At 74.2% G+C, this 12030-nt stretch carries 8 protein-coding genes; 2 read left to right on the plus strand and 6 right to left on the minus strand.

Annotated elements, in window-relative coordinates:
• Positions 1-101: 101 nt before the first annotated feature.
• On the plus strand, positions 102-1037 hold the full coding sequence (locus AB0N04_RS35370) for a LysR family transcriptional regulator (protein WP_360219316.1): 936 nt from the start codon (positions 102-104) through the stop codon (positions 1035-1037).
• A 112-nt stretch (positions 1038-1149) separates the two neighbouring features.
• On the opposite strand, the gene AB0N04_RS35375 is transcribed toward AB0N04_RS35370, so the two are convergent.
• Positions 1150-1836, minus strand: coding sequence for a LuxR C-terminal-related transcriptional regulator (locus tag AB0N04_RS35375; protein ID WP_360219313.1), 687 nt, complete (start codon positions 1834-1836; stop codon positions 1150-1152).
• A 327-nt stretch (positions 1837-2163) separates the two neighbouring features.
• Here AB0N04_RS35375 and AB0N04_RS35380 point away from each other — a divergent pair, with 327 nt between their 5' ends.
• Complete coding sequence (locus AB0N04_RS35380; protein ID WP_360219415.1) at positions 2164-5334, plus strand: cytochrome P450; 3171 nt, start codon at positions 2164-2166, stop codon at positions 5332-5334.
• Between the two features lie 69 nt (positions 5335-5403).
• Here AB0N04_RS35380 and AB0N04_RS35385 read toward each other — a convergent pair whose 3' ends face one another.
• From AB0N04_RS35385 to AB0N04_RS35405, 5 genes are all read right to left on the minus strand, one after another.
• On the minus strand, positions 5404-7110 hold the full coding sequence (locus tag AB0N04_RS35385; protein WP_360219310.1) for a ricin-type beta-trefoil lectin domain protein: 1707 nt from the start codon (positions 7108-7110) through the stop codon (positions 5404-5406).
• A 164-nt stretch (positions 7111-7274) separates the two neighbouring features.
• A complete protein-coding gene (locus tag AB0N04_RS35390; protein ID WP_363365645.1) occupies positions 7275-8315 on the minus strand; it encodes an ABC transporter permease in 1041 nt (346 codons plus the stop codon).
• On the minus strand, positions 8312-9964 hold the full coding sequence (locus AB0N04_RS35395; protein WP_360219304.1) for a sugar ABC transporter ATP-binding protein: 1653 nt from the start codon (positions 9962-9964) through the stop codon (positions 8312-8314). The genes AB0N04_RS35390 and AB0N04_RS35395 overlap by 4 nt, the downstream gene beginning before the upstream one ends.
• Before the next feature lie 162 nt (positions 9965-10126).
• Positions 10127-11176, minus strand: a complete 1050-nt coding sequence (locus AB0N04_RS35400; RefSeq protein WP_360219301.1) for a substrate-binding domain-containing protein — start codon at positions 11174-11176, stop codon at positions 10127-10129.
• Positions 11177-11649: 473 nt separating this feature from the next.
• Positions 11650-12030 (minus strand): amidohydrolase family protein (locus AB0N04_RS35405; protein WP_360219298.1); only part of this gene is annotated, 381 nt, incomplete at its 5' end.

The raw sequence follows: 12030 nt of genomic DNA on the forward strand, positions 1-12030 counted from the left end.
CGAGTTGACCGGAGAGAGCCAACCGGTCCGGACAAGCGCAGGTCAAACAACCTCATGGACCCACACCCACAACCATCCGTTGTTCCCTACAGTGGGTCGGCATGGACCTCGAAGCCGTACGCACCTTCGCCGCCGTCGCGGAGGCGGGCCAGTTCCAGCTGGCCGCCGCCGAGCTGTCGATCACCCAGCAGGCCGTCTCCAAGCGCGTCGCCGCCCTGGAGCGCGACCTCGGAGTGCGCCTGTTCACCCGCACGCCCCGCGGCGCCGACCTCACCATCGACGGCCAGGCGTTCCTGCCCCACGCCCGCGAGCTGCTGCGCGTCGCCGAGCGCGCGGCCGGATCCGTGCGCACCGACCGCCGCCCGCTGCGGGTGGACGTGATCAACTCGCGCGGCGCGGCCTCGGCGCTGATGCGCGGCTTCCACCGCACGCACCCCGGGATCGACCTGGACGTGCTGATGCTCCTCGACATCGAGAACGCCGTGGCCGCCATCCGCTCCGGCGCGATCGACGCGTCCTTCCGCGCCGTCGCGATGCCCGGCCGGCCGCTCCCCGAGGACATCGCCTCCGTCCGGGTGGTCGACGAAACCCTGCAGCTCCTCACCGGCCCCGCCCACGCCCTGGCGGAGGCACGGTCGGTGACCCCCGCCGAGCTCGCCGGCCACCGGATCTGGATCCCCGGCATCGTCCCCGGCAGCGAATGGGGCGCCTACTACGACGACCTCGCCGCCGAGTTCGGTCTCACCATCGAGGCCACCGGCCCCAACTTCGGCTCCGACGCCCTGCTCGACACCATCGCCGACACCCCGGCCCTGGCCACCTTCACGGGAGTGGACACCCGCCTGGTCTGGCCCACCGGCCACGGGCTGCGCCGCATCCCGGTGACCGCTCCGACGCCCGTCTACCCGCACTCGCTGCTGTGGCACCGGGACAACCCCCACCCGGCGCTGGCCACCCTGCGCACCCACCTGGCCGCGACGGCGGCCGGCCACGACGCGGCCGGGACCTGGCGGCCGGGCTGGGTGTCCCCGCGCTGAACGCGGCGCCAGGGCCGCGCGCGTTCGAGGGAGCCGGGGCCGAACGGGCCGGGATCGGACGTGTCGGGTCCGGACGGGCCGGGTTCGCGCGCCCCGGGCCGGGCGGGCCCGCTCAGACCGTCGCGACCCTGGCGGGCTCCGGGGGCCAGGTGCCGGCGGCCAGCACACCGGTGGCGTAGGCGTGGGCGACCAGCGCGGTGCGGTTGGGCACCTGCCAGCGCCGGCTCAGCCGGGCGAGGTGGTAGTTGACGCCGTCCGGGGTGAGCCCGATCTCCCGGGCGATGTGGGCGGTGGTGGCGCCCCGGGCGGCGGCGGCCAGGATCCGGGCCTCGACCGGGCTGGCCTCGGCGCGCCGGTCCGCCGGCGGCACGGCGGGCGCGGGCGCGGGCGCGTCCACGCGGCTGAGCGAGAGCAGCAGGGAGGGCGTCTCCTCCGGGGTGTCGCCGACCAGGTCGACGGTCATCTCGCCGTGCCGCCGGGTGCCGTCGGCGGGGGACCAGGAGACCCGGGCCGGGTACCGCGAGCGGCGGTGCAGCCGGACGGCCTCGGCCAGGGCCGGCAGGGTGGCGCTGTCCCGGAGGGTGAAGAACTCCAGGATCCTCCGGTTCCGCAGCTGGCCCGGCAGGAGGCCGAACTCGGCGGCCATCGCCCGGTTGGCGATCAGCAGGCGGCCGCCGAACTCGCAGACGGCGATGGGCATCGACACGTGGTCGAGCAGCCGCAGGGCGCGGTTGCGCCAGACCACCGCGGGGTTCTGCCGGGGGTCCGTCGCCAGCCCGCATTCGTCGATGGCTCCCATGCGCCGTTCGTCTCCTCCGGTAGCCGGGTGGGTCGGGTCCGCAGGGTCGGCAGGCAGACCTGACGGTTCGTAGGCAAGTCTGCGGACCGCGTCGGCACTACACAATCATGTAGTGACCGCGGCCCGCGGGTCCGTACGGCGGCTCAGAGTGGAGGGAGAGCCGACAACGTTCCTGCTGCGGAAGGCGGACCACTGATGACGGACACCGTGCCGGACTCCTCGACCGGGTCCCTGGCCACGTCCCTGACCGGGTTCCTGACCGAGTTCCTACCCGACTCGTCGACCGAGTCCCTGACCGAGCCCCTGACCCGGGCGTCGGCCGGTGCCATGACCGGAGTTCCGGTGGTGGACATCTCCTCGGCCCCTCCGACGGCCGCCCCCGTCCTGCGCACCCTGGAACTGGGCAGAACACACGGCCCCGCCTTCGTCCAGCGGCTGCACGGCCGGGACACCCTGATCGTCGGCAGCCTGGAACTGGTCGCCGAGCTGGCCGACGAGGAGCGCTTCACCAAGGCGATCGGCCCGGCGCTGGAGAACGTCCGCGAGTTCACCGGGGACGGCCTGTTCACCGCCTACAACGGCGAGCCGAACTGGTCCAGGGCGCACGACATCCTGATGCCCGCCTTCGCCCTCGGCTCGATGCGCACCTACCACCCGGTGATGCTGCGGGTGGCCCGCCGGCTGATCGACACCTGGGACCGTCGGGCGGCCGCCGGACTGACGGTGGACGTGTCCGGCGACATGACCCGGATGACCCTGGACACCATCGGGCTGGCCGGGTTCGGCTTCGACTTCGGCTCCTTCGAGCGGGACGAGCCGCACCCGTTCGTCGAGGCGATGGTGCGCTGCCTGGAATGGGCGATGACCAGGCTCATCCGCTCCCCGGAGCTCGACCACACCGAACGTGACGCGGCCTTCCGCCGGGACGCCGACTACCTGGCCTCGGTGGTGGACGAGGTGATCGCGGCGCGCACCTCGGACGGGCGGCAGGACGGCGCGGCGGCCGCTGCGACGCATGGGGAGCCGGCCGAGGATTTGCTCGGCCTGATGCTGGGCGCGGTCCACCCCGCCGACGGGACGCGGCTGGACCCGGCGAACATCCGCAACCAGGTGATCACCTTCCTGATCGCCGGGCACGAGACCACCTCGGGCGCGCTGTCCTTCGCGCTCTACCACCTCGTCAAGCACCCGTCCGTGCTGCGGCAGGTCCAGCAGGAGGTGGACGCGCTCTGGGGCGACCAGGCCGACCCGCAGCCCTCCTACGAGGACGTCGGACGGCTGCGCCACACCCGGCAGGTGCTCAACGAGGCGCTGCGACTGTGGCCGACGGCCCCCGCCTTCAGCCGCGAGGCCCGGGCGGACACCCTGCTCGGCGGCCGGATCCCGGTCCGCGCCGGGGAGCCCGTCCTGGTGGCGACCACGATGCTGCACCGGGACCCGGCCTGGGGCGACAACCCGGAGCTGTTCGACCCGTCCCGGTTCGACCCGGAGGCGGAGGCGGCGCGCTCGCCGCACGCCTTCAAGCCCTTCGGCACCGGCGAACGGGCCTGCATCGGGCGGCAGTTCGCGCTGCACGAGGCGACCATGCTGCTCGCCATGCTGGTGCACCGCTACCGGCTGATCGACCACGCGGACTACCGGCTCGCCGTCAAGCAGACCCTCACCATCAAGCCCGACGGCTTCACCCTCGCCCTCGCCCCGCGCACGCCCACACCCCCGGCCGCCGCCGACACCCCCTCCGCACCCGACGCACCCGACTCACCCGCACGCGCCGCGACCGGTCGGCCCGGACGCGTCCGCCAGGGCACCGGCCTGCTGCTCCTGCACGGCTCCAACTACGGGGCCTGCCGCGAGTTCACCCGGCAGCTCGCGGAGGCGGCCGCCGAGCTCGGCTGCGAGACCGCGACCGCCCCGCTGGACGCCTACGCGGACGGGCTGCCCACCGGCCGCCCGGTGGTGATCACCGCCGCCTCCTACAACGGGCAACCGACCGACGACGCGGCCGGGTTCGTCCGGAGCCTGCGGGAGTCGCCGGACGGCGCGGCCGACGGCGTCGAGTACGCGGTGCTGGGCATCGGCGACCGCACTTACGCCGCCACCTACCAGCGCGTCCCGGTGCTGATCGACGAGCGGCTCGCCGCCCTCGGCGGTACCCGGCTGCTCACCCGTGGCGAGGCCGACGCCTCCGGCGACCTGGCCGGCGCGGTGGAGGCGTTCACCACCGCCCTGCGCGACCTCCTGCTGGAGCGGTACGGGGACGCCGAGGCGCCCGCCGAACGCCCGGTGGAGGAGGCGGCGGCCTACACGGTGACCGAACTGGTCGGCGGCCCGCTGGACGCGCTGGCCGCCCGGCACGGTATGAGCGAACTCACCGTCACCGAGGTCGGCCACCTGACCGACCCGGGATACCCCCGGGTGAAGCGGCTGGTCCGCCTGAGGCTGCCGGCGGGCGTCGACTACCGGACGGCCGACCACCTCACCGTGCTGCCGGCCAACGACCCGGCGCTGGTCGAGCAGGCCGCCGGGCTGTTCGGCGCCGACCCGGAGACGGTGCTCTCCGTCGTGGCGCACCGGCGCACCGGCCCGGCCGTCGACCGCCCGCTGACCGTCCGCGAACTGCTCACCCACCACGTGGAGTTGCAGGACCGGCCGACCGCCGCGCAGCGCGCCGCACTGGCCGCGCTCAACCCCTGCCCGCCCGAGCGCGCCGCCCTGGCCGGGCTCCGCGAGGACGACCCGCGCACCCTGCTGGACCTGATCGAGGACCACCCGGCCCTGCGCGGGGTGCTGACCTGGCCGGTGCTGCTGGAGCTGCTGCCGCCGATCCGCCCCCGGCACTACTCGATCTCCTCCTCTCCCACCGGCGACGCGCGGCAGGTCGACCTGATGGTCTCCGTGCTCAGCGCCCCCGCCCGTTCGGGCCGCGGCACCTTCCGCGGCACCGGCTCCGGGTACCTGGACCGGCTGGCCGTCGGGGCGACCGTGCTGGCCCGGGTCCGGCCCTGCCGGGAGGTGTTCCGCATCGGCCACCGCGCCCCGGTGATCATGATCGCGGCGGGCACCGGGCTGGCGCCCTTCCGCGGTGCCGTGGCCGACCGCCGCGCGCTGCTCGCCACGGGGGCCGAACTCTCCCCGGCGCTGCTGTACTTCGGCTGCGACGACGCGGCGGCCGACTACCTGCACCGGGGCGAACTCGAGGCGGCCGAGCGGGCCGGCGCGGTGTCGCTGCGGCCCGCGTTCAGCGAGCGGCCCGTCGACGGGCGGCGCTTCGTCCAGGACCGCGTCGCGGCCGAGGGGGCGGAGGTCTGGGCGCTGCTCGCGGCCGGCGCGCAGGTGTACGTGTGCGGGGACGGCGCCCGGATGGCGCCGGGCGTGCGGGCCGCCTTCCGCGACCTCTTCCTGCGGCGGACGCCGGGCGCGGACGAGCAGCGGGCCCGCGGCTGGCTCCAGGGGCTGGTCGAGGACGGCCGCTACGTGGAGGACGTGTACGCGGGCTGACCCGGCGCCGGGTGACCGACCGGTTCCGCCGGAGGGCCGTGGCGCCCCCGGCGGAACCGGTCGCGGGCGTCAGACCGGCAGTGACCAGTACTGGTTGGCCTGGTGGTCGCCGCAGGTCCACAGCTGCACCCGGGTGCCGTTGGCGCTGCCGCCGCCGTAGACGTCCAGGCAGAGGCCGGAGCCGGCGAGCGTGCCGTCCGGCCCGGCCGTCCACTGCTGGAGCCCGCTGCCGCAGGTGCTCAGCACCACCGCGCTGCCGGCCGTGGCGCCCGTGGCGGTCAGGCACTTGCCGAGGGTGCGGACGGTGCCGTCGGCGGCCCTGGCCCAGCGCTGGTTGGCGTTGCCGGTGCAGTCGTAGAGGATCACCGGGTTGCCGTCGGCGGTGCCGCTGCCGGAGTCGTCCAGGCAGCGGGCGCCGTTGCCGGTGACCTGGCCGGTGGGCACGGCGGCCGCACAGCCGGCGCCGGGGGTGAGCCGCCAGACGGCGGTGCCGTGGGCCGGGACGCTCTGGCTCAGGGCCGTCGAGGTGGTCGATGTGGCGCCGGTCCAGAGGTCCCGGGCCGTGACGGTGCAGCCGGGCAGGCCGACGGCGCTCAGCGCGACGCCGAGCGTCTGCGTGCTGTTCGAGCGGTTGAGCACGGCCACCGCGCGGTCGCCTCCGGTGAGCGGCCTGGCCAGCACGTCGGCGGCCGCCGTGCTGGAGACCACGGCGGCCTGCCGGCCCAGCGGGTCCTGGTCGACGGCGATCAGCGCGGTGTTGCCGAGCGCGCCGAGGCCGGCCGCGGAGAGCCTGGAGACGTCGGAGGAGAGGATCAGCGGCGCGGCCGACATCGACCAGAGCGCGACCTGGCTGCGGGCCTCGTCGTCGGACAGTCCGGTGTCGCCGGCGATCAGGAAGTCCGGGTCGTTCCAGTGGCCGGGCGAGGCGAAGGAGCCGATCCAGCGGTTGTAGCCGTAGTTGCCGAGGACGCTGGACCAGCGGCTCGCGTTCGGGTGTGCGGCGTCGTAGGTCGCGATGTCGTAGCCCTCGCGCCAGAGCTGGCCGTCCTGGCCGACCCAGGACAGCACCTTGAACCAGTCGGCGTTGCCCCACTCGCCGGACTGGAAGTAGGCGGGCGCGGACTCGGAGAAGACGATGTCCCGGCCGGCGGCGCGCAGCGCGGCCGCCTGGGCGTCGTAGGCCTGGCGGTAGGCCTGCTGCTGGCTCTGGCCGGGCGAGAGGTGGAGGTTGCAGCCGTCGAGCTTGAGGTAGTCGACGCCCCAGGCGGCGAAGGCGGCGGCGTCCTGGGCGAAGTGGTCGGGTTCGCCGCGGGTGCCGAGGCCACTGCCGGGGTAGCCGCCGCAGGTCGTGGAGCCGGCGTCCTCGTAGATGCCGAACTTCAGGCCGCGGGCGTGCAGGTAGGAGCCGAGCCAGGCCATGCCGTGCGGGAACTTGGCCGGGTCGGCGGTGAGGTTGCCGGCGAGGTCGCGGGCCGTGGACATCCAGCAGTCGTCCACGGTCACGGTGTCGTAGCCCTTGGCGGCGAGTCCGGTGGAGACCAGGGCGTCGGCGTTGGCGGTGACGGTGCGTTCGTCGATGGCGCACTGGTAGTGGGCCCAGTCGTTCCAGCCCATCGGCGGGGTGGCGGCGAGGGTTCGGGGGGCGGCTGCGGTGGCGGCGGGCTCGGGCGTGGGGGAGGCCTGGGCGGGTGCGGTGGACACCAGGGACAGGGCGAGCAGCGCGGCGGACAGGGCGCCGGCGGCGAGCCGGCGCCGGGGTGTGCGGGAGGGGGGCACGGCGGACTCCTTGCTCAGGGGGAGGTGAGGAGAAGTGCGCCCCAAGTGCACTGCGTCTGCGCAGTACTGTCAATATGAATGACCTAATGAGCAACTCTGAGCAGAGTCTGCCGAGTTCTGGACACAGGGTCTGCCGCGGCGCTCCCGCGCAGGGGAGCGCCCGGTCAGGCGGGCAGACCGACCGCGCGCTCGCGGTTGCGGCGCTGCTGGATGACGACGGCGGCGACCAGCAGGGCGCCCTGGGCGACGTTCTGCCAGAAGGAGTTGATGCCCTGCACGGTGAGGCCGTTCTGCAGCGCGCCGAGCAGGGCGACGGCGAGCAGCGTGCCGCCGACACCGCCCCGGCCGCCCTTGAGGGCGCAGCCGCCGAGGGCGGCGGCGGTGATCGACTGCAGCTCCAGGCCCTCGCTGCCGGAGACGGGCTGGCCGCTGCCGGTACGGGCGGTGAGCAGGACGCCCGCCAGGGCTGCGACGGTGCCGGAGAGGGCGTAGGCCGCGAGGAGGTACTTGTTGAGGTTGATGCCGGCCAGGCGGGCGGCGGTGTCGTTGCCGCCGATCGCGTAGACGTTGCGGCCGATGTCGGTGTACGTGAGCAGGGCGTGCACGGCGACGGCCGTGAGGATCAGCAGCCAGACCATGGTGGGCAGGCCGGCGATCCTGCCGCGGCTGAGGAAGACGAACACCGGATCGCCCAGGACGTAGCCCTGGGCGCGGCCGTCCGAGACGAGTTGGGCGACGCCCTTGTAGGCGGCGAGCCCGGCGAGGGTGGCGATGGTGGGGTTGACCCGGCCGTAGACGATCACGGCCCCGTTGAAGAGTCCGATGCCGGCGCCGATGGCCAGAGCGGCGCCGATGCCGAGGTAGGGGTCGGCGCCGGCGGAGGTGAACACCATGGCGCTGGTGACGGAGGCGAGGCCGGCCTGGGAGCCGACCGAGATGTCCAGGCCTCCGCAGATGATCACGACGGTCTGCACGACGGCCAGCAGGCCGGAGATGGTGGCCGCCTCGGCGATGACCCGGATGTTGTCCCAGCCCACGAAGTTGGGGTCGAGCCAGCCGAACAGGGCGACCACGGCGACGAGGGCGCCGATCAGGCTGAGGTTCTGGCCGCCGATCGCGGCGAGCAGGCGGCGCGGGCCGCCGGACCGTGCGGGCAGGGCCCCGGCGTCGGGGGCCGGGGCGGTCGGGGGAGTGGCGGTGGTCATCGGGTCTCTCCGGTCTGGGCTGCGTCGGCGTCTGCGTCGGGGGTTGCGTCGGTGGCGCTGGCGGTCGCTGCGTCGGCGCAGGCGCCGGTGGTGGTGGGGTCGGCGGCCGCGGCGAGGTCCTCGGCCATGGCGAGGGCGAGGACGGCCTCCTCCGTCGCCTGGTCGCGGCTGAGTTCGCCGGTCGTGCGGCCGTTCTGCATCACCACGATCCGGTCGGCCAGGCCGAGGACCTCGGGCAGTTCGGAGGAGATGACCAGGACGGCGGTGCCCTCGCGGGCGAGGTCGGCGATGATCCGGTAGATCTCGGCCTTGGCGCCGACGTCGACGCCGCGGGTGGGTTCGTCGAGGATCAGCAGGTCGGGCTTGCGGGCGAGCCAGCGGGCCAGGACGACCTTCTGCTGGTTGCCGCCGGAGAGGGTGCGGACGTCGGCCTCGACGGAGGGGGCGCGGACCCGCAGGCGGTCGGCGTACTCCTGGGCGAGGGCCCGCTCCTGGCGGCGCCGCACGAAGCGCCAGCGGCGGAGCCGGTGCAGGCTCACCAGGGAGGTGTTGTCGCGGATCGAGCGCTGCAGGAACAGCGCCTGGGCCTTGCGCTCCTCCGGGGCCAGGCCGATTCCGGCGGCGACGGCGTCACGCGGGTTCCGCAGCCGTAGCACCTCGCCGTTGAGGGCCACCGTGCCCGAGCGGACGGGGGCGTCGCCGGCCAGGGCGAGCGCGAGCTCGGAGCGCCCGGCGCCGATCAGGCCGGCCAGCGCGACCACCTCGCCCGCCCGGACCCGGAGACTGACACCGGCGACGTCGTCGGTGGTGAGGCCCCGGACGTCGAGGACCACGCGCTCGGTGGCGACCTGCTGACGGACGAACAGCGAGGAGAGGTCCCGGCCGACCATGAGGCGCACGAGCTCCGCCTCGTCGGTGGCGGCGGCCTCGACCACGCCGGCGACCCGGCCGTCGCGCAGTACGGCGATGCGGTCGGCGAGCCGGAAGACCTCCTTCATCCGGTGGGAGACGTAGACGACCGCGACGCCCGCGTCCCGCAGCCGTCCGATCAGGGCGAAGAGGGCCTCGACCTCGTGCTCGGAGAGCGAGGAGGTGGGCTCGTCGAAGGCGATCGCCCGGGGCGGGACGGAGCCGGTGAGGGCTCGCATGATCTCGACCAACTGGCGCTGGGCAGGGGTGAGTTCGGAGCCGAGCAGGTCGGGGTCGAGCACCTTGGCGAAGCCCAGCCGGGCCAGGTCCGCGGTGATCCGGCGACGCAGCCCGGCGCGGTCCAGGAGGCGCAGCCGGGTACGTGGCAACGCGCCGGCGTAGACGTTCTCGGCGACCGGCACGTGCGGGATGATCTCGGGCTCCTGCGGGATGATCCGGATCCCCGCGCGGCGGGCGTCCTGCGGGGAGTGCAGGTCGACGGTCTCGCCGTCCAGCAGGACGCGCCCCTCGGTGGGGCGGTGGTCGCCGGTGAGGATGCGCAGCAGGGTGGACTTGCCGGCGCCGTTCTCGCCCATCAGGGCGGTGACCCGGCCGGGAGGGAAGTCGAGCGTGACGCCCTCCAGCGCCCGGACGGCGCCGAAGCGCTTGGAAACGCCCTCGGCGCTCAGGCCCGGGGACCGGTTCGGTGGTGGGACGGGGGGCGGTACGGGTGTGGTCATCTGGGCCTCGTCGGCGGTGCGGTGCGAACGGTCGGGAGGGGCCGTGGGTCCGGCCGGGGGGAGGGGCGCTCGCGTCCGGCCGGCGCGGCCGGGGGCGGGGCCTGCCGGGGCGACGCCCGCGGCGCGGTGGCGGACCGCCACCGGTGGGCGCCGGACGAGGCGTCAGCTGCAGGACACGCCCGCGGACCGCCAGGTGGCGGGGTCGACCATGGTGGTCGGGGCGAACGCCTCCTGCGGGAAGTCCTTGCCGTTCTTGAGCTTGTCGTACATGGTCTGCACCGACAGGGCGCCGACGTCCCGGCCGCTGATGAACAGGGCGGCCTTCATCCCGGAGGGCTTGCCGGCGGCCCAGTCCTTGCAGGCGAGGTAGGCGCCCAGGCCGACGCCGTCGATGTCGTCCGGGCTGATCCCGGCGTTCTGCAGGGCGGTGACGGCGCCCTGGACGTTCTCGTCGTTGCAGCCCCAGACCACCCAGTGCTTCACGCCGGGGTTGGCGGTGATGGTGGCGGCGACCTTGTCCTGCGCGCCGGTGGGGGAGTTGTCGGTGGCGACGTCGAGCAGCTGCACGCCCGGCACGGCCTGGTCGAAGGCGGCCCCGGCGGCCTTCACGCGGTCGCCGCAGACGGTGACGTCCTGCTTCCACGCGGAGATGATCCGGGTGTCGGCGGCGTTCCACCCGGCCTTCCGGAACTCCTCGGCGGCGCGCCGGCCGACCTGCTGGCCCATCTGCTGGCCGGAGAAGCCGATCCGCGGCACCAGGTCGGTCGCCGCGCACTGTGCCGGCGCCGGTCCGCTGGTGCAGACCTGGTCGTCGGAGGTGAGCAGTGCGGCCTTCGCGTCCCGGGCCGTCTGCACGACCTGCGGGCCGACGGCCGGGTCCGGCACCACGATGATCAGGCCGTTGCTCTTCCGGGCGATCGCGGCCTGCACTTCGCCGACCGTCCGGTTGGCGTCGTTGCCGAGGTTCACCACCTTCAGGTCGGCGCCCAGTTCGGCGGCCTTGGCCTTCGCGCCCGCGGCCTCGTCCACGAAGTACTGCTGGTCGCCCTGTTTCTGCAGGTAGGTGATCGAGACCTTGCCGGACACCGGCGCGACCGGGGCGTCGGCGGCGCCGGAGGAGGTCTGCCCGGTGGAGCAGGCGGTCAGCCCTAGGGAGGTGACCAGGCTCAGGGCGGCGATCGGGGCCAGTCGGCCACGGGGGGAGAGGTGCATGGCGGGGCTCCTGAGGGGTGGGGGACGAGCTACGGGAAACAACAGAAGCGATCAGAAAACATCGCAATCAAACGTGACGGTTCCTGGGAGGGTGCCCAGCTCGGAGGCGGGTCAAGCCCAGGTTTCGCGACGGGAGTCGGGGAGGCCTTGTGGTGGTGTCACCACGCCGCAGACGGTGGTGAGGTCGGTGGTTTGAGTCGTTATTTCCTCTGTCACAGCAGGTAGTTGCTGTGATCGGGCGCGCCTGTCGGCTGCTGCTCCGTTGCCCTGGACAGCTTCGAGCAAAGCCGGGGCAGCGTCAATAGGCCTGGCAGGGGCATGCCGGCAGGGCGGTCCGGGGCCCGCTGGTGGCCCCGGACTCGCCGTAGTTGCGTACCGTCAGGCTGGCTGAATTTGTTGATTGGTGTTTATATCTGGCGCCTCTCCCCGCCCGTCCCCGTGGGGGAGGGCGGCCGTCGGCGTCCCGGGGGCCGTCAGGCGGGTGTCACCACGTCGAAGCGCTCGGCGCCGAGGACCCAGCGGCCGCGGCGCATGACGGCGACCAGGTCGTGGGTCTCGGAGTCGAGGGCGACGAGGTCGGCGAGTTTGCCGGTCTCGAGGGAGCCGGTGGTGTCGGCGAGGCCGAGCAGCCGGGCGGGGGTGGTGGAGAGCGACTCGACGGCCTGGGCGAGGGTCAACCCGCCCACGGTGACGGCCCGTTGGAACACCCGGTCGAGGGTCAGCGTGGAGCCGGCGATGGAGCTGCCGTCGGGGAGCATGGCGACGCCGTCCTGGACGCGGACCTGGAGGGGGCCGAGGGGGTAGAGGCCGTCGCCCATGCCGGCGGCGCCCATGGCGTCGGTGATCAGGGCGAC

Source organism: Kitasatospora sp. NPDC051702 (assembly GCF_040681575.1).
Lineage (GTDB): Bacteria > Actinomycetota > Actinomycetes > Streptomycetales > Streptomycetaceae > Kitasatospora.

Coding starts and splice junctions, on each gene's coding strand:
- AB0N04_RS35370 (WP_360219316.1), top strand. CDS start 102: ATGGACCTCGAAGCCGTACGCACCTTCGCCGCCGTCGCGGAGGCGGGC.
- AB0N04_RS35375 (WP_360219313.1), bottom strand. CDS start 1,836: ATGGGAGCCATCGACGAATGCGGGCTGGCGACGGACCCCCGGCAGAAC.
- AB0N04_RS35380 (WP_360219415.1), top strand. CDS start 2,164: ATGACCGGAGTTCCGGTGGTGGACATCTCCTCGGCCCCTCCGACGGCC.
- AB0N04_RS35390 (WP_363365645.1), bottom strand. CDS start 8,315: ATGACCACCGCCACTCCCCCGACCGCCCCGGCCCCCGACGCCGGGGCC.
- AB0N04_RS35395 (WP_360219304.1), bottom strand. CDS start 9,964: ATGACCACACCCGTACCGCCCCCCGTCCCACCACCGAACCGGTCCCCG.
- AB0N04_RS35400 (WP_360219301.1), bottom strand. CDS start 11,176: ATGCACCTCTCCCCCCGTGGCCGACTGGCCCCGATCGCCGCCCTGAGC.